This window comes from Hyunsoonleella aestuarii, from assembly GCF_006148925.1.
Taxonomy (GTDB): Bacteria; Bacteroidota; Bacteroidia; order Flavobacteriales; family Flavobacteriaceae; genus Algibacter_D; species Algibacter_D aestuarii.
In genome coordinates, this window is sequence record NZ_VAWB01000001.1 from 882,632 (window position 1) to 901,380 (window position 18,749).

An 18,749-nucleotide genomic window follows, 5' to 3' on the forward strand; every position below is an offset into this window, starting at 1 on the left:
AAATGAAAAATATAACACAAGTATTAAATCAAATTCTAGTTATTGCAATACTTATTATAGTGATAGACTGCGGTGCTCAAGCACCTGAAATTTTAAATTTAAGTGATGTACAAATAAAGAAATCTGGTGTTTATAATTATTGGCTTAAAATGGGGTCGAATACTTACGGAAAATCAAATTCTATCCCTGTCATTGTGATTCAGGGTGATACACCCGGGCCAACATTAGGGCTTACCGCAGCCATACATGGCAATGAGTTAAATGGCATACCAATTATTCATCAATTGGTTGAAAGTATTAATTATAGCAAATTAAAGGGTCGAGTTATAGCAATCCCAGGCCTTAACGCTATCTCCATACAAAATGATCGGAGACGATTCATTGATGAAGAAGACTTAAACAGAAATTTTCCGGGAAAAGAAAAAGGAAATAGGAGTCAACAATATGCTTATAAGATAAAAGAACGTGTCTTACCTTCATTCGATTTTATGATTGATATGCATACAGCCAGTTTTGGACGGGTAAATACCATGTATGCTAGAGCAGATGTTTCTAATGACACTTTAAGAAAGCTCGCTAAGTTGCAAGGTGCTGATATCATCTTAAATAGTAAAGGGATGCCATCGTTTGGAGGAGTATCAAAATCTACGAGAACTATGAGAGCTGAAGCTGTATTACAAGGAACCCCATGTATCACTGTTGAATATGGCAATCCTCAGGTATTTCAAAACAACATAATTAGTAGAGGCTTAAAAGGAATATATAACACACTTAAGTGGTTAAAAATGTATCCGGGAGAAATAGAGCAATCAACATTTGAAACCTCTCATTGTAAGAAATCATATTGGATTTATATGAATGAAGGTGGTTTTCTGGAGGTCTTGGTAGATTTAAACCAGCATATTAATTCTGGAAGCAAAATCGCAGTAGTTAAAGATGCTTTTGGCACCATTATAAACGAGTATTTTGCTCCAGAAGACGGCATCGTTATTGGTAAAAGTACAAATCCGACCAACATGTCTGGTGGCAGAATCATTCATTTAGGAATTATGAAATAGAACCCAATTTTTAATAAAACAGCATGCGTTATAAAATTGGTATGCTTTATTTGTTTAAAATTGGTATGCTTAACTTAAAGCCGTTTTCAGTTAACTTTATTCTTAACTAACTATAACAACTATAAATGAATCAATTAAATTTTAATTTTTTTCATTTTTTATTTTGTTTCTTATTCATAGTCTTAATAGGATGTTCGAGTGCTAAAAAAGTTAGCTTCGAAACTCCCGTTGATACAACAGATAAGTCTATACTAGCGCAAAGCAAAAAAACTTACCAACTAAAGGATTTAAACGTTTATGCAAGTAACGAGTTTGATGGCGCTCGTCTTAATGGTTTTGAAAAGCTAAATGATAGTACTGCACTTGTAATTATTAATCCAGAAAACACACCAATAAACAATAGCGCTTATTATGCATTTAAAACTTGGGCAGAAAAGGATAGACCTTTTTACTTTAGGTTTAAATATCCAAAAGGTTATAAGCATCGATACATACCAAAATTAAAGATTGATAATAATTGGAAAATAATTGATTCTAGTAATTTCTTTAAAGATGATAGCATAGTTACCGTTAAACTTAAGCTTTCTGGAAATCCAATACTCGTTGCAGCTCAAGAAATACAATCTTCTAAGGATGTTGAAAAATGGTTTAAAGAGCTCATAAATGGTAAACAGGCATTTGTAAAGCATGAAGTATATGGTAAAACACCTTTAGGTAAACATTTATCTGTTCTTAATATAAATAAAGGTGACCCGAAAGGGAAAGATGTAATTGTTTTATTAACCAGACAACATCCTCCGGAGGTAACAGGGTATTATGCCTTTCAACATTTTTTAGAGACCATATTATCAAATACTACATTATCTAAAAATTTTCTAAATAAATATCACATTTTGGCATTTCCTATTATGAATCCCGATGGTGTGGATTTAGGTCATTGGAGGCATAATACAGGTGGTGTTGATACTAACCGAGACTGGTCAGTTTACAATCAACCAGAAATAAGGCAAACTGTTCAATACATTCAAAGGGAACTAAAAAAAAATAAGGCTAAAATTGTTTTAGGCTTGGATTTTCATTCCACATGGCATGATGTTTTTTACACCAATAAAATAAGAAAAGGGACTACACTACCTAACTTCATTGATGATTGGTTTAAGGGATTAGAATCTAACATTCCAAGTTACAAAGTAAACGAAGCAGCCGGAAATAGCACTAAACCTGTTTCAAAAGGATGGTTTTTATATGGTCACAATGCAGTTGGTATTACCTATGAGATTGGTGATGCCACTCCTAAAAAGGATATAAAATTAATCGGCAAAATATCTGCCGAGCAAATGATGAATATTTTAACTAAAACAAATGATTAATTAACTAACACAAAAAAGTATGAACAAAAAATTATTCTATTCAGTACTTGTTCTAATGCTTTCAAGCGCATTTATCTATGCACAGAAAAGTGTTACTGGTACAGTAATCGATAGCAACGGAATCCCTTTGGCGGGTGCTTCCATTGTTGAGAAAGGGACTACTAATGGTGCGTCCACAGATTTTGACGGTAACTTTAGTCTCGAGGTAGCCAGCGGTGAATCGGTACTTGAGGTAAGTTTTGTGGGTTATAAAACGCTAGAAGTTGTTGTAGGTAATCAAACTACAATTAATGTTACTTTGCAAGAGGATGCAGAAAGTTTGGATGAAGTGGTTATTAACGCACTCGGTTTTAAAGAAAACCGGGATAAAATGGCTTCAACTTACTCTAAAATTGATGCTGAAAAGCTAGTACAACCGGTTGAAAACAAAATTATCGATGGTATGGCGGGTAAGGCTGCAGGTGTAAGTATTAATGGTACATCTGGAGATCCTGGAGCAGGTTCTAACATCCAAATTAGAGGAGTTAGTTCTTTAAGCGGATCTAGCCAACCCCTAATTGTGGTTGATGGTATTCCCTTGAATAACGATAACTTAGCTGGCGATGGTGACAGTGATCAATCTGCGGGGGTTTCCCAACAATCCCGTTTAAACGATATTAATCCAGATGATATTGAATCATTTCAAGTGTTTAAAGGGGCATCTGCTGGAGCCTTATACGGCTCGAAAGCTTTAAACGGTGTTATAGTTATTACCACTAAAAAAGGTAAAAAAGGCAAGTTTAGAGCTACAGTATCATCAGGTATCTCTATAGATGAAGTATCTTATAAACACCCTTTACAAACGGTATATGGACAAGGTAATAATGGTAGCTACAGTCCAACAGCACAGCGCTCTTGGGGAGATAGGATTTCTGACAGGTCTGGTGGTCCTGATGATGTAAATACATCAGGTCAATTTTTCGAGTCTTTAGTTTCAGACAATATAATATATCCTATCACTCAAAAAAATTCTAGAGATGTATTTACCGATAGGAATTTTGATCAAGTATTTCAAAATGGGGTGACCTATGATAATAGATTTACCATAAGTTCAGGCACTGAAAAAGGCACATTCTTTTTAAGTGGTGGTCATGTTAGTCAAGACGGTGTAATTAAAAGTAGTTTTTACAAAAAAACAAACTTTTCCATAAATGTTACACAGAATTTAACAGACAAACTAAAAACAAATTTTAAAGCAAATTATATCCATACAAGTTCTAATAGAACTCAACAAGGATCAAATACAGCAGGGTTATATTTAGGATTATTGCGTACACCAGCTGATTTTGATCAGTCTGATTATATAGGAAACTACCATGCAAGTAATGGAACAATAACGCCATTTAGACAACGTGCCTATAGAAGATATTTAGGTAATAGTGATAACGCGATTTACAACAACCCCTTGTGGACTATTAATGAGCAGCAAAGTACCGCCAAAGTAAACCGTCTTATTGGAACTGGCGAAGTGACGTATCAATGGAACGATAATATTAGTACGGTATTAAGAGGTGGTGTAGATTTTTATGTTGATACTAGGGTTTATTTCTTCCCATGGTATACGGCTGGAGCTGCAAGACGATATGGGTTAATTAATGATGAAACGTTTAACAATGAAGAGTATAACGGGGATTTAATTACCAATTTTAATTATCAATTAACGGATAAATTAAAAACCAATATTGTAGTAGGGGTTGGTTTAAACGACAGAAGAAGGAAGCGCACATTTGCCGAAGCAGATAATTTTATAGCCAACTTTAGAAGTCCGTTAGACCCATCAGAACTTGCTCCAAAGGAAAATATTACTGCAGAAACGGGAAGGACTAACAGGCGAAATATTCGTTTTTATGGAACTGCAAATTTTGATTTTGCAGACCAACTTATTTTGCAATTAGGTGGTGCTTATGAAAAGCATTCTGTTTTACCAAAATCTGATAATGGATTCTTTTATCCTAGTGCCGAATTAGGGTGGACATTTTCTAAAATAATTGATAATACAGATTTATTGTCTTTTGGTAAATTTAGATTAGCTTATGGACAGGTTGCCAATGTTCCATTAGCGCATCGGGAACAAACCGTATTTGAGGTGGGAACTTTCAACACCTTTTCAGACACAATCACCCTGGAAGATTCTGGAGGTGGTTTTCAATTAGATGAGCGTCTAGGAAATGCGTTTTTAAAACCAGAGATTAAAACAGAATATGAAATAGGATTAGACCTTAGGTTCCTAAAAAACAGATTATCTGTTTCTGGCACCTATTATACTAATAAAACAGAAGATGTATTATTAGATTTAGCAGTTAACCCCTCTCTTGGCTTCGACGAGATATATGCTAATGGAGCTACCATTGAAAATGATGGTTTTGAGTTAGAGGTGAAATATGACTTTCTTAAAAAAGAAGATTGGAAAGGTTCGGTAGCTTTAAATTATAGTACCAATAAAAATATCGTCAGAGGTGTTTTAGGTCAAGGCGAATTTATTCAAGAATTTTCTGAAGGAACTTCAATAGAATCGGTTGCTATAGATGGACAGCCATTGGGTGTTTTGTATACCCAAGGGGCTCTCAGAAATGCAGATGGAAGCCTAGCTTTAGATGCTAATGGTTTTCCACAGGTTGATACTGGAGGAAATTTAATTGTTGGAGATCCCAACCCCGACTGGAGAGGTGGTATCCAATTTGATCTTTCATATAAAAACTTATCACTTTCAGCTTTGTTTGACACTAGTCAAGGAAATGATTTAGCTCAGAGAACGAGATTTATCACTACCTTCTTCGGAACACACGCAGATTCGGGTAATACGATAACCTTAACCGAAGAATTAGTTAATTACGATGGCGATGTGTTTCCTGCTGGATCTGTAGTAAGAGGTAACGTTGGAAACTTTGGCGCTGGAAACGTACTTTTAGATGAAGACTATTATACCTCTTTATATGGTTTTGGAGATGGTAAATTAAATGAGTTCGCTGTTGAAGATGGAAGTTGGACACGTTTAAGAGAATTATCCTTATCCTATACTCTTAATTCTGAAAAATTTAGAAAAGCAACAGGCTTAAGTTCCATTGAATTTACTGCTTCTGGACGAAATTTAGTGATTTGGACAGATGTTGTTGGTATTGACCCAGATATTAATCAATTTGGGGTAGGTAGAGCTAAAGGATTGGATTATTTTTCTAATCCAGGGTCGAGAACATATGCTTTTGGAATCAAGTTTAATTATTAATCATTAAGAAATTATGAAATCTATATATAAAATAATTTTATCATTGGTTTTTTTAACGTCATCTGTGGCATGTGATAGTTATTTAGATGTCAATGATAATCCAAACCAATTGGTAGCACTTCCATCGGGAGATTTAATGCTACTGGGAACATTACTAGCTAATGCACAAATACAACAAGGGCAGCTGGCAAGAACATCTATGTACTATACAGGTGGTCTAATTGGCTTGCAATTAGTACAAGAAACTTTGTATAACTATAACTATACGCCTGGAGATTCAAATGCTGTTTGGGGGCTTATTTATAATGGCGTACTTGTTCAAAATAAAGAAATTAGAAGACTTTCCCCTAATGTTGGAATATTACAAGGTATTATTGACGTGAATGAAGCGATGGCAGTTGGCACTGGTGCTTCCTTATTTGGGGATATCCCTTACTCTACAGCTGTACCAGACAATCCAGGGGTTGGTTCACCTGATCCAACTTTAGATGCTCAGGCCGATGTCTATGCGGCCTTACAAACATTATTAGACAATGCCATTCCTAAATTACAAAATGGTTCTTCAACTGGGGTAACAAACTCTCAAGATAATTACTTTGGAGGAGATGAGGATAAATGGATTGCTGCAGCATACACCCTAAAAGCGCGTTATTATTTACAAACAAAACAATATTCTCAAGCTTTGGCTAATGTAGTAAATGGTATAAACTCTAGTTCTGGAACGATGTCTTATAACCCAATTGGGACCGTTCAAGATGGTAATACAAACATCCTTTATAATTTTGTAAACAGTAGTCGTGCAGGTGATATGACTGGTGAAGGTACTTTTTACAGAGATTTACTAGATGTAGGCAATTCGAATAGCAGAAATAACGTAAAGACCGATGAAACGGCTCGAAGAAACTACTCTTTTATAGATGGAGATGGCGAACAAGCTGGAGGCATTGACGATCCTGCTACACCAATGAAGTTGGTAAGCTACGAAGAGAATCTCTTAATTTGGGCTGAATGCTTACTTAGAGTTAATGGAGATACTCAGGGTGCTATTGATAAATTAAACGAGTTAAGAGCACATTTACGTTCTGGTAATGCTTTCAATAATTTAGGTGGCGGTTTACAGTATGATGATTATGTTTTAGTAGATTTCCAAGCAGGAGGTATGGAAAACATGGATAATATCACAACTGATAGAGCCGTTTTAAGAGAAATTATTGAAGAACGCTATGTAACTGGGTTTAGTACTTTCATGCCTTTTAACGATGCGAGAAGGTTACGCGCTTCAGACAGTGACATAATTGTGCCTTTCCCATTAAACACTACTAGTGCTACAATGAACCCACAAAGGTTTTTATATGCTCAGGAAGAAATAAACAACAATAGTAATCTTCCAGATCCTATACCAGATTTATTTACACCAACACCAGTAAACCAATAGTTTAGTTTGTTTTAGTCAAAAGGCTGTTTAAAATTAAGTGTTTTTTAGACAGCCTTTTCAAAAAATCTGAATAACATGAAATCTGTTTTGCAAATTGGGTTTGGTCCATTAGGGATTCAGACAGCTAAATTTATTGCCCAAAAACAAGAGGTACAAACCGTTGCGGTTGTTGATATAAACGAACGTTTGATTGGAAAAAACCTTAATAATGTAGATGGAGCTTTAACAAATCAAGCGAAAATTTTTGGCTCAATAAAAAGCGCAATTGATGAACTTAAATACCACCCAGATGTTGCCATAATAACGACAGTTTCTAGTTTGAAAAAATTAATTCCCCAAATTGAAGAAGTTGCAAAATTCAGAATTCCTATAATATCAACTTGTGAAGAATTGTCATATCCTTGGGACTTACAACCAGAATTGAGTCTTCAATTAGATTCCATTTGTAAAAAGAATGGTATAGCCTGTTTGGGCACAGGTGTTAACCCAGGTTTTTTAATGGATTATTTGCCATCTGTAATGAGTTCAATTTGTAAAAAAATGGATAAAATTACTGTTGAACGAATACAAGATGCTTCTGTTAGAAGAATTCCATTTCAAAAAAAAATTGGAGCAGGATTGGACCTAGAAGCATTTAGAAAAAAGGAAGCCGAAGGCACACTTAGGCATGTAGGATTAAAAGAATCGGTGTATTTACTAGCCAATAGTATTGGTTTAAAATTAGACCGAATAACAGAAAGCTTAGAGCCTGTAATTGCAAAACAAGACGTTGCTTCAGATGCTATAAACGTGCTTAAGGGTGAAGCACGAGGTGTTGTACAAATTGCCAATGGTTATATTAACGGTGATTGCAAAATAAAAATGCATTTTAAAGCAGCAATTGGAGAACCAAGGTCATTTGATAGAATTTCAATTGAAGGCACTCCCAATTTTTCATCAGAAATTGACGGAGGCATTAACGGAGATATCGCAACATGTGCTATAACTATAAACTCTATCAATTCAATGTTAAAGGCAAAACCTGGACTTCACACGATGGCAGATATTAGTGTGCCTGGTTTTATAAATTGAGCAGAACAGAACTAACGCATGAAACATTATAATTTTTACATATCGATAATTATAATCTTAAATTTTTCATGTGTAAAGAATACTGAAAAAGATAATGTTTCTTTTGAAGCTTCATTTACCGGAGCGAGATTGGACAGTACTAGATATTATGTCGAGGATGATAAATATATTGCTTACATTAATCCAGCCTTTGAACCCGTAAACAAAAGTACTTACTATGCATTTGCTGTTACCTCTGAAAAAGAAAAAGAAATTAAGTTAGAGCTGAATTATGGGAATTATAAACACAGATATATTCCAAAATTAAGTTTTGATAAAAAAACTTGGAAAAAAATTGAAGCTTCTAAAATTAGGATTGATACAGTTTATGGAACAGCAACATTAAAACTTAATGTTTCTCCCAAAAAAATATATGTTGCAGCTCAAGAAATTGAAACAAGTAAGGACACTTATAACTGGGTTGATAGTCTGTTAATTACCCACTCTTTTTTAAAAAGGGAAATTGCAGGTAAAACTGTTATGCAAAACAACAACTATGTTGTTACAACAAATGATAGCCTAAATAAAGCAATAGTTTTAATAGCTAGACAGCATCCTCCAGAAACACCAGGAGGTTCAATAGGCTTTAAGGCTTTCTATGGCGAGTTACTAGCTGACAATAAAACTTCTAATAATTTTAGGAATCAATATAACATTATTGCTTTCCCTTTATTGAATCCCGATGGAGCCGATAAAGGTTACTGGCGTCACAATGCTAACGGTAAAGACCTAAATAGAGACTGGATTGATTTTAGTCAACCAGAAACCAAAATAGTAAAGTCCTATTTCGAAGATTTAACAAGTAAAGCAATCAATATCAAATTTGCTCTAGATTTTCACACGTCATATTCTGGACCATATTTATTGATATTAGATTCATTAAATGAAACCAAAACAAGAGGTGTCATTCCTAAATGGATTAAAGGAATCGAATCTAATTCTCAATTTAAAGTTGAATCTAGACGACGTAGTCAAGAATTACCATATTGTTATAATTATTTTTTTAATCAGTTAGGAAGTGAAGCAGTAACCTATGAAGATGGAGATGAAATAAATCGAGATACCATCAGAGAAAGGGCTAAGGTCTACGCGAGAGAACTTATGAAAACAATACTTTCAAATAAAGCAAATGAAATTGAACAATAAGCATATATGTGCATTCCTTGCGTGTGTAATATTATTATCCTGCTCAAAAGAAAAAATTGAAGCAGATATTTTAATCGTTAATGGAACAGTTTACAATGGAATGAGTCATATTCCAAATAATCAATCCATAGCGGTTAAAGATGATAAAATTATTTTCGTTGGAGATGATAAAAATGTAGAGATTGAAGCTTCTAAAACTATAAATGCTGCAGGGTTAATTGTATCTCCAGGATTTATTGATCCACATACCCATGCCGATAGAGACCTTAAAGATCCCGAGACGTCTCATAACCTTCCTTTTATGATGCAAGGTATAACCACGGTTGTCTTGGGTAATGATGGAGATAGCTTTTACCCAACCAAAAAATATCAAGAACAATATAAGCAACATGGAATAGGTACTAATGCTGTCCAACTTATAGGTCATCATGAAATTATTAATGCTGTTATTGGAAATAGCGATATAAATCCAACCCCAGATCAAATTGCTGAAATGCAAGCATTGATGCAAAAAGAATTGGATGCTGGAGCATTTGGAATGTCCACTGGGCTGTATTATGCCCCAGGGAGTTATACAAGCACCGATGAAGTTATTGCACTGGCAAAAATAGTTTCTAAGAACAATGGTATTTATGATACGCATTTACGTGACGAAAGCTCTAATTCAATTGGCTTAGTTGCTTCTGTTAAAGAAGCCATCGAGATTGGCCGAAAGGCAAAACTACCAATTCATATATCACATATTAAATGCTTAGGTGTTGATGTTTGGCATCAAAGTGATTCTGTTATAAAAATTATTGAAGAGGCTAGAAAAGAAGGTGTTGAGGTAACTGCTAATCAATATCCTTATGATGCATCAGGAACTAGCTTAAATGCAGCAGTTGCTCCTCGTTGGGCAGAAAGTGGTGGAAAAGATTCGTTGCTATATCGTGCAAGTCAATCAAAATTTAAAGCACAAATTTTTAAGGAAACAAAAGAAAACATAAGGCGTCGAGGTGGCGCAAGTAAATTGCTTGTGGTGAAATGTAATGATTCAACTTACCTTGGAAAAACACTTCTGCAAATATCTGAGTTTTTAAATATCCCTCCTGAAGAAGCTGTTTACCCCGTGTTAGAAACAGGTTATGTTAGAGTAGCTTCATTCAACATGAATACAGATGACATTCACAATTTTATGAAACAAGATTGGGTAGTCACTGGATCCGATGGAAATACTGGTCATCCTAGAAAATATGGCACGTTCCCTAGAAAATATCATAAATACGTTAAACAGGAGAGCATTATAGATTTACCAACTTTTATAAACGGAAGCACATCAAAAACAGCAAGGATATTTAGAATCCCGAAACGAGGACAATTAAAGGAAGGTTACTATGCAGACATTATCATTTTTAACCCTGAAACCTTTAGGGATAACGCAGATTACAAAGATGCGTTCCAATTCTCTGAAGGATTAATGTATAGTATTATTAATGGAAAACTCTCAGTTAATAATAGTGAGTTTACAGGTGAATTAAATGGAAGAGTTTTAAAAAAGGATAAACCATGAGACAGTTAAAATTATCATTTCTGTTATTAACCTTACTAATTATAAGCTGTAAAAAAGAACAGAAAAAAGAAAGCGCTCTAAACACTGTTATTGAAAAGAAAGACATCGTATCAACGATCATTGAGGACAAGGATAGCTTCTATTATATCGACTTTAAAAACTATCCAAATGGTAATAACAGCTTGCCAATTGGAGTATTCGATTCTGGTACAGGAGGACTTACCGTACTTAAGGCGATTGTTAATTACGATGAAAACAATAATGAAAATCACGAAAATGGCGGCGACGGCATAATAGATTTCTTTAAAGAATCCTTTATTTACTTAGGCGACCAAGCCAATATGCCTTATGGTAATTATTCTAAAGAAAATAAGGTAGATTTATTAAACGAGCATATTATTAAAGATGCTCAATTTTTAATGAGTAATAAGTACTATTCTGATGCTACAGACACTTCCTTTAACTCCGATAAGCAACCCGTAAAAGCCTTGGTTATTGCCTGTAATACTGCTACGGCATATGGAAAGGAATACATTGAAGATTTTTTAAAAAAAGCCAACTCCTCTCTTAAAGTAATTGGAGTTATTGATGCAGGTGTTCGAGGCACATTAGCAAGTATAGAAAAAGACGAGGATGCCATTGTTGGTGTTTTGGCAACTGCAGGCACCGTTGCTTCTAAGGGATATAGTACAACCTTATTAAAATTTAAAGATGAATTAGGTTACACTGGAAACATTGAAGTATTCTCCCAAGGTGGAGTTGGCATTGCTGAAGCGGTTGATGAAGACCCAAACTACTTCGACAAAAACTTAAAAAAACCTCGCGATGACTATAAAGGTCCGAGCTTAAAGGGCGATATTAAAATAGATAAAACACTTTTTGATATCTATAACTTTGATTTCGATAGTAGTAAAATGCTTTGTGATTCTGAAAAATCGGATGATTGCTCTATTCTTCAAATCAACGATGCAAAAAATTATGTGCGCTATCATTTAGTTACACTTGTAGAGCAGATGCGTGAATCCAGAACTACCAACAAGTTAAAGTCTATCATTTTAGGCTGTACGCATTATCCATATATGACCGAAGAAATTGATAAAGTCCTAAAAGAATTATACAATTATAAAGGGAAAGATGGCAGTTATTTATATAGAGATTTAATGGCAAAAAATATTAAACTAATAGATCCAGCAGTTGATACGGCAAAAGAATTACACGACTATTTAAAACAAGAAGAATTATTTAACCATGAAGGGGATATTAAAAAAAGTGAATTCTATATAAGCGTAGCTAATAAAGATAATCCTAATAATGTTATTGATGATCTAGGACGTTTTCCATACAATTATAAATATGGAAGGAATGCTCATGAAATTCAAGAATATGTAAAAATTGTTCCTTTTAGTAGAGACAATATTTCTTATGATATCTTAACACGTTTTCAGCAACAAATTCCGTATGTATATCAATTAATGCAGAATTTTAATCAAAAAAACGATAAGACAAAACAGCTAAAAGATAAAAGTAAAATATAAACTTACTCTAAAAACCTTTTTATTATGAATTATAAGATGCTAACAATTTTCCTTTTTACCGTAACAATTGTTTACGGTCAAAAAACTAAAACAGATATATTGCAAGAGTTAGAAGCTAATAATGCCTTTTACTCTTCTATTGCTATGACTATCTGGGACTATGCTGAAGTTGGATATAAAGAAGAGAAAAGCAGTGCTTTACTCCAAGAAACACTAAAAAATGAAGGTTTCAATATTAATGCTGGTATTGCAGGAATACCAACAGCTTTTATTGCAGAATATGGTTCTGGAAGCCCTGTTATTGCTTTTTTAGGAGAATTTGATGCACTTCCAGGCTTATCTCAACAAGCCATTCCAGAAAAAAAGACTAATGGGAAAATTGCAGGTCATGCCTGTGGGCATCATTTGCTCGGTACTGCATCTACCGCTGCCGCTATTAGTGTGAAAAATTGGTTAAAAAGCAATAATGGTCGGGGGACAATTCGTTTTTATGGTTGTCCTGCCGAAGAAGGCGGCTCAGGTAAAGTTTATATGTCCAGAGAAGGATTATTTGATGATGTTGATGCTGTTTTAGACTGGCATCCTAGTCGAAAGAATAGCGCAAACCCAAAGGTAAGATTGGCAAATAAATCTGCAAAATTCAAGTTTTATGGTTTCTCTGCCCATGCTTCTAGTGCTCCTGATAAAGGTCGCTCAGCATTAGATGCAGTAGAAGCTATGAATTATATGGTAAACATGATGCGAGAGCATATACCACAGGAAGCTCGTATACATTACGTTATAACGGATGGAGGAAAAGCCCCTAATGTAGTGCCCGATTTTGCAGAAGTATATTATTATGTGAGACACCCAAATAGAAATATTGTCTTAAACATTTTCGATAGAATTGCAAATGCTTCAAAAGGAGCTGCAATCGGAACAGGAACTACGACAAGTTTTGAAATAATTGGAGGGACTCACGAAATGTTACATAATATAACTCTACAGGAAACTTTGTTCAAAAACTTAAAGGAGATTGGAGGTTACAATTTTGACAATGAGGAATTGGAATTCGCAAATGAAATATCAAAAACTTTAAAAACAGAATCATTAGACTTTTCTGCAACTAAAGAGGTTATTCCTTTCAACACGACATTAAATTTAAACGGTGCTGGCTCCTCAGACGTAGGCGATGTTAGTTTTAATGCTCCAACAGGCACCATGGTTACGGCAACATGGGTGCCCGGAACCCCAGGGCATAGTTGGCAAGCCGTTGCGGCAGGAGGCACATCAATTGGTTCAAAAGGAATGTTAATCGCCGCAAAAACCTTGACAGCTGCAGCTATTGATTTATTTTCAGATACTAATTTAGTTGAAAAAGCAAGGTTAGAATTCTTAAATGTAAGAGGAAAGGATTTTAAATACAATCCGCTCTTAGGTGATAGAAAACCGGCATTGAATTATAGGGAATAAAATATGACAATTTTTCTTCCTATTATTATTTAGCTAACCAAATTATCTTTTATTGGAATTATATATAATAGTTGCTAAATATTTTGGTAAACAAGAAGGGCAAAAAATTAAAAACTAACATGTTAATTACAGTAATCATTTTTATTTAAATAGCAGTATTATAAGGCGCATTTAAACATAAAATGAATTATATTTAGTGACATATTTTGTATTTCGAATTTATATCCACAAACAAAAGACGGAATTTGTTTTTGATTAAAATCAAAAAATAAAATCTTATGAAATATTATTTATTAGTCATTACCCTTGTTGCATCTATTTTGCTAAGTGCTCAAAATCAATTGAAGCTTTCATACCATTTACCAGCAAATATTCAATATAATCCTAAAATTCCAACGCCTAAAAGCATTATTGGTCATGAAATTGGAGAATGGCATATAACACACGATAAGTTAGTGGAATATATGAAAGCTCTAACTAATGTTTCAGATAGAATAACAATTGAAAACAGAGGTAAAACCTTTGAGGATAGACCAATAATTTTGCTCACTATTACATCTCCGGAAAATCATAAAAATATTGATGAAATAAGGTCTAATCATTTAAAGCTGGTTGAAGCTGAAAGCAACAGTCTAAAGGTGGATACTATGCCCCTTATTGTTTATCAGGGTTTTTCAGTTCATGGTAATGAACCTAGCGGGTCGAATGCCAGTTTATTATTAGCCTACCATTTAGCTGCTGCAGAAGGCCCCGAAATTGAGGAGTTATTAAAAAACACTGTAATTCTTTTAGACCCTTCTTTTAATCCAGATGGTTTACAGCGTTTTGCTTCATGGGTAAACGTTAATAAAAGCCACCATATAAACCCTGACCCTAACGATAGAGAGTTTTCAGAAGTTTGGCCTAAGGGAAGAACCAACCATTATTGGTTCGATTTAAATAGAGATTGGCTACCAGTGCAACTACCAGAATCAAGGGCTAGAATTAACACCTATAATAATTGGATGCCCAATATTGTTACAGATCATCATGAAACATCTCCATTTAGAACTTTCTTTTTTCAACCGGGTGTACTTTCCAGAGTTCATCCTTTAACACCAAAAGCCAATCAAGAATTAACAAAAGAAATAGGGTATTATCATGCAAAAACCTTAAACGAAATTGGGTCTTTATACTTTACAGAAGAGCGTTATGACGATTTTTATTACGGAAAAGGCTCAACCTTCCCAGATATAAATGGTGCCATTGGAATATTATTTGAACAAGGCAGTTCTAGAGGTCACGCTCAACATACAGAAAATGGCTTGCTCACATTTCCTTTTACCATAAGAAATCAATTCAAAACAGCATTATCAACCCTGCAAGCTGGAAATGACATGCGTGTTAAATTGCTGAATTATCAAAGAGGTTTTTTTAATAATGTTAGAAACGAAAACAATAAAGATGTAACAAAAGCATACGTTTTTGGAGATGAAGAAGACCTTGCTAAGACGTATCATTTAGCCGAAATATTAAAAAGACATAACATTACTGTTAATAAACTCAAATCCAACTTAAATATAAACGGAAAATCGTTTGATAAAGATGCCTGTTTTATAGTTCCAACAAATCAATCGAAGAGTAAAATTATAAAGGCTATTTTCGAAACAAGAACAACTTTTTCGGATAGTTTGTTTTACGACATTTCAGCTTGGACATATCCACTTGCATTTAATGTCGATTATACAGAACTAAATTCAAATAAATATATTGGTGACGAAGTAAGTGATTTGCAACTCCCTAAAGGCAAGGTGACTTTTAAAAGCAATTACGCCTACCTAATGAAGTGGCATGAATACTATACGCCTAAAGCATTAAGTAAAATATTGAACAAAGGCATTCGAGCAAAAGTTGGTTTAAAGCCCTTTTCTTTAAATAATGAATCCTTCGATTATGGCACTATTTTAATACCTGTTCAAAATCAAAATTTAAACGATGATGAAATTTTTAATTTTTTAAGTGAGGTTACCCAGAGTAGTCATGTCACAATTACTGCCGTTAATACTGGGATTACCGAAAGAGGTATTGATTTAGGAAGTTCCATGTTTAAAACTATTGAAAATCCAAAAGTAGCCATGCTAGTTGGTCAGGGTATTGCATCTTATGATTCTGGAGAAATTTGGCATTTGTTTGACCAAAGGTATCAAATGAACATCACAAAGTTAGATTTACTGTATTTAAAGAACTTATCCATTTCCAAATACTCGACTATTATTATTCCGAGTACCTCAATGAAACTTGATAAATCAGTTGTGGATAAATTAAAGTCATGGGTAAAAAATGGAGGCGTTTTAATTGGGTATAAAAACACCGTGAAATGGCTGTCCTTAAATAATTTTATAAAATTAGATTATCTAGAATCTAAAGTTGAAGCTAAAAATGTACGCTTCGATCAAAAAGAAAATTTTAAAGGAGCACAATCCATAGGAGGCGCTATTTTCAGCACAGAACTCGACAAATCTCATCCCATTAACTTTGGTTACAAAAACAGTAACTTACCAATGTTTAGAAGAACCAAAATATTTATAAAACCAGACAGCACTAGTTATAATAACCCAATAAAATACACGAAAGACCCTTTGTTAAGCGGTTATATATCAAAACCTAATTTGGAAGTTCTAAAAGGCACAGTCCCATTTCAAGTTAAAAAATTAGGTAAGGGCAAAGTGATTGTTTTTACAGATAATACAAATTTTAGAGGGTTTTGGTATGGAACAAATAAATTATTAATGAATGCTGTGTTTTTTGCCAAGAACATGTAATCTGAAATATAAAACCCATGAAAAAACTAATTCTATTACTTACACTTATAGGCTTTTTAAATGCCTGTAAGCAGAGCGTCAAAAAAGAAGATGCGAAAATTTTTGAGAGAGCACCAAATTCATTTTCCTTAGTAATACATGGCGGAGCAGGAGGTGTTACTAAAGAAAATCATAATGAACAACAGCAAAAAGCCTATTCTAAAGCCTTACAGGAAGCACTTGATGCAGGATATTCGGTATTAGAAAATGGTGGCTCATCATTAGATGCCGTTCAGGCTGCTGTGAATATAATGGAGGATTCACCATTGTTTAATGCAGGTAGAGGTGCTGTTTTTAATAGTGAAGGAAAACAAGAAATGGATGCCTCTATTATGGATGGTAAAACATTAAATTGTGGAGCTGTTACTGGTGTAAATCATATTAAAAATCCCATATTAGCAGCAAGAATAGTCATGGATAGCTCAAAACATGTATTATTGTCTGGAAAAGAGGTGGAATCAATGATGGCGCAATATGGCTTAGAAATGGTAGACAGTTCTTACTTTTTTACAGATAAACGATATAACCAATTAAAAAGAATCCAAGGAAAAGATATTATACAACTCGACCATAGCAGCGCATCTTTATTTGAAGAAGGTCTTATTGACGACCATAAATATGGAACTGTTGGCGCCGTTGCTATAGATAAAAATGGCAATATCGCTGCAGGGACCTCAACTGGTGGCATGACAAATAAAAAGCATGGTCGCATTGGAGATTCTCCAATTATTGGTGCTGGAAATTATGCAAACAATTTAACATGTGGTATTTCGGCAACTGGAACAGGCGAATATTTTATGAGAACCGTGGCTGCGCATGAGGTGTCCAACCTCATTCAATATAAAGGATTAAACCCAAACGAAGCACTTCACGAAGTTCTTTTTAACCAAATAGGAAAACTAGGTGGTAGTGGCGGCATGATCTTGATAGATAATAAGGGTGATATATATTGGGATTTTAATTCGAAAGGCATGTTTAGAGGTTTCAAGAAATCTAGCGGCGAGAACGTAGTAGAAATGTTCGAAATGAGTAAATAACACGTTTATAATAATCTTAATTCTTAAAATATATTAAGTTTTCTAAACCTTAGGTTTTAATTACCTTTGTGCAACTTAATATACGCACATATGATACATTCAATGACAGGTTATGGAAAATCTGTATTGCAATTACCAACCAAAAAATTAACGATAGAGCTTAAATCTCTTAATAGCAAAAACCTTGATATAAACGCAAGAATGCCCTCTATCTATAGAGAAAAGGAACTTGCTATCCGTAAGCTTTTAGCTAAAAAATTAGAACGGGGAAAAGTAGATTTTTCAATCTATGTAGAAACAACTGCCGAAGACACATCTACCCAAATAAACACACCTGTTGTTAAACAATATATTAAGCAATTAAAAGATGTGGCAGAAGGTGATGATATCGATTTACTTAAAATGGCAGTTCGTTTTCCAGATGCTTTAAACACGGTTCGCGAAGAAATAGATGAAAACGAATGGAAGCAAATAGAAGCACAAATAGAGACAGCGGTTTCCGAATTAAATAATCATCGATTAAATGAGGGCAAAGTTTTAGAGTTAGATTTTAATGATCGTCTTAAAACTATTAGTGCCATTTTAGATGAGGTTATCACCATGGACCCAGAACGTGTTGAGGGTGTGCGAGAACGTTTATTAAAAGGAGTTCAAGAATTAAGAGAGAAATACGACGAAAACCGATTTGAACAAGAATTGGTTTATTACATTGAAAAATTCGATATCACAGAAGAAAAAGTGCGTTTAGAAAATCACTTAAACTATTTTAAAGAGTGTTTAAATTCAACTGACTCAAATGGCAAGAAACTTGGTTTTATAAGTCAAGAAATGGGACGCGAAATAAACACTATAGGTTCTAAAAGTAATTATGCACCCATGCAACAATTGGTGGTGCAAATGAAAGATGAACTCGAGAAAATAAAGGAACAATTATTGAATGTACTTTAGTTTAGTA

12 protein-coding genes are annotated in these 18,749 nt (G+C 34.2%); all 12 read left to right on the forward strand.

Annotation, left to right across the window (positions count from 1 at the left end):
* Positions 1-2 precede the first annotated feature (2 nt).
* Entirely contained in the window at positions 3-1,058 is a 1,056-nt protein-coding gene (locus FEF17_RS04120; RefSeq protein ID WP_139001092.1) for a succinylglutamate desuccinylase/aspartoacylase family protein, read from the forward strand.
* Between the two features lie 125 nt (positions 1,059-1,183).
* Positions 1,184-2,428 (forward strand): M14 family metallopeptidase, encoded by a 1,245-nt coding sequence (locus FEF17_RS04125; protein ID WP_139001093.1) that lies wholly within the window; start codon positions 1,184-1,186, stop codon positions 2,426-2,428.
* Positions 2,429-2,447: 19 nt separating this feature from the next.
* Positions 2,448-5,690 (forward strand): SusC/RagA family TonB-linked outer membrane protein, encoded by a 3,243-nt coding sequence (locus FEF17_RS04130; protein ID WP_139001094.1) that lies wholly within the window; start codon positions 2,448-2,450, stop codon positions 5,688-5,690.
* A gap of 13 nt (positions 5,691-5,703) precedes the next feature.
* Positions 5,704-7,125, forward strand: coding sequence for a SusD/RagB family nutrient-binding outer membrane lipoprotein (locus tag FEF17_RS04135; RefSeq protein ID WP_139001095.1), 1,422 nt, complete (start codon positions 5,704-5,706; stop codon positions 7,123-7,125).
* A 75-nt stretch (positions 7,126-7,200) separates the two neighbouring features.
* Positions 7,201-8,196: an NAD(P)H-dependent amine dehydrogenase family protein gene (locus FEF17_RS04140; protein ID WP_139001096.1), complete on the forward strand. Its 996-nt coding sequence runs from the start codon at positions 7,201-7,203 to the stop codon at positions 8,194-8,196.
* A gap of 18 nt (positions 8,197-8,214) precedes the next feature.
* Positions 8,215-9,381 carry a M14 family metallopeptidase gene (locus FEF17_RS04145; protein ID WP_139001097.1) on the forward strand — a complete coding sequence of 389 codons (1,167 nt, stop codon included), beginning with the start codon at positions 8,215-8,217 and terminating at the stop codon, positions 9,379-9,381.
* Complete coding sequence (locus tag FEF17_RS04150) at positions 9,365-10,930, forward strand: N-acyl-D-amino-acid deacylase family protein (protein ID WP_139001098.1); 1,566 nt, start codon at positions 9,365-9,367, stop codon at positions 10,928-10,930. The genes FEF17_RS04145 and FEF17_RS04150 overlap by 17 nt, the downstream gene beginning before the upstream one ends.
* Positions 10,927-12,465: a glutamate racemase gene (locus FEF17_RS04155; RefSeq protein WP_139001099.1), complete on the forward strand. Its 1,539-nt coding sequence runs from the start codon at positions 10,927-10,929 to the stop codon at positions 12,463-12,465. The genes FEF17_RS04150 and FEF17_RS04155 overlap by 4 nt, the downstream gene beginning before the upstream one ends.
* Before the next feature lie 24 nt (positions 12,466-12,489).
* Positions 12,490-13,917, forward strand: a complete 1,428-nt coding sequence (locus FEF17_RS04160; RefSeq protein ID WP_139001100.1) for an amidohydrolase — start codon at positions 12,490-12,492, stop codon at positions 13,915-13,917.
* A gap of 278 nt (positions 13,918-14,195) precedes the next feature.
* Positions 14,196-16,718, forward strand: coding sequence for a M14 family zinc carboxypeptidase (locus FEF17_RS04165; RefSeq protein ID WP_139001101.1), 2,523 nt, complete (start codon positions 14,196-14,198; stop codon positions 16,716-16,718).
* A gap of 17 nt (positions 16,719-16,735) precedes the next feature.
* A complete protein-coding gene (locus FEF17_RS04170) occupies positions 16,736-17,794 on the forward strand; it encodes an isoaspartyl peptidase/L-asparaginase family protein (protein WP_139001102.1) in 1,059 nt (352 codons plus the stop codon).
* Between the two features lie 90 nt (positions 17,795-17,884).
* Positions 17,885-18,742 (forward strand): YicC/YloC family endoribonuclease, encoded by an 858-nt coding sequence (locus FEF17_RS04175; RefSeq protein ID WP_139001103.1) that lies wholly within the window; start codon positions 17,885-17,887, stop codon positions 18,740-18,742.
* The last annotated feature ends 7 nt before the right edge of the window (positions 18,743-18,749 follow it).

Bases quoted from the DNA above. Each gene is read 5' to 3' on its own strand.
- FEF17_RS04120 (WP_139001092.1), top strand. From the start codon at position 3: ATGAAAAATATAACACAAGTATTAAATCAAATTCTAGTTATTGCAATA.
- FEF17_RS04125 (WP_139001093.1), top strand. From the start codon at position 1,184: ATGAATCAATTAAATTTTAATTTTTTTCATTTTTTATTTTGTTTCTTA.
- FEF17_RS04130 (WP_139001094.1), top strand. From the start codon at position 2,448: ATGAACAAAAAATTATTCTATTCAGTACTTGTTCTAATGCTTTCAAGC.
- FEF17_RS04135 (WP_139001095.1), top strand. From the start codon at position 5,704: ATGAAATCTATATATAAAATAATTTTATCATTGGTTTTTTTAACGTCA.
- FEF17_RS04140 (WP_139001096.1), top strand. From the start codon at position 7,201: ATGAAATCTGTTTTGCAAATTGGGTTTGGTCCATTAGGGATTCAGACA.
- FEF17_RS04145 (WP_139001097.1), top strand. From the start codon at position 8,215: ATGAAACATTATAATTTTTACATATCGATAATTATAATCTTAAATTTT.
- FEF17_RS04150 (WP_139001098.1), top strand. From the start codon at position 9,365: ATGAAATTGAACAATAAGCATATATGTGCATTCCTTGCGTGTGTAATA.
- FEF17_RS04155 (WP_139001099.1), top strand. From the start codon at position 10,927: ATGAGACAGTTAAAATTATCATTTCTGTTATTAACCTTACTAATTATA.
- FEF17_RS04160 (WP_139001100.1), top strand. From the start codon at position 12,490: ATGAATTATAAGATGCTAACAATTTTCCTTTTTACCGTAACAATTGTT.
- FEF17_RS04165 (WP_139001101.1), top strand. From the start codon at position 14,196: ATGAAATATTATTTATTAGTCATTACCCTTGTTGCATCTATTTTGCTA.
- FEF17_RS04170 (WP_139001102.1), top strand. From the start codon at position 16,736: ATGAAAAAACTAATTCTATTACTTACACTTATAGGCTTTTTAAATGCC.
- FEF17_RS04175 (WP_139001103.1), top strand. From the start codon at position 17,885: ATGATACATTCAATGACAGGTTATGGAAAATCTGTATTGCAATTACCA.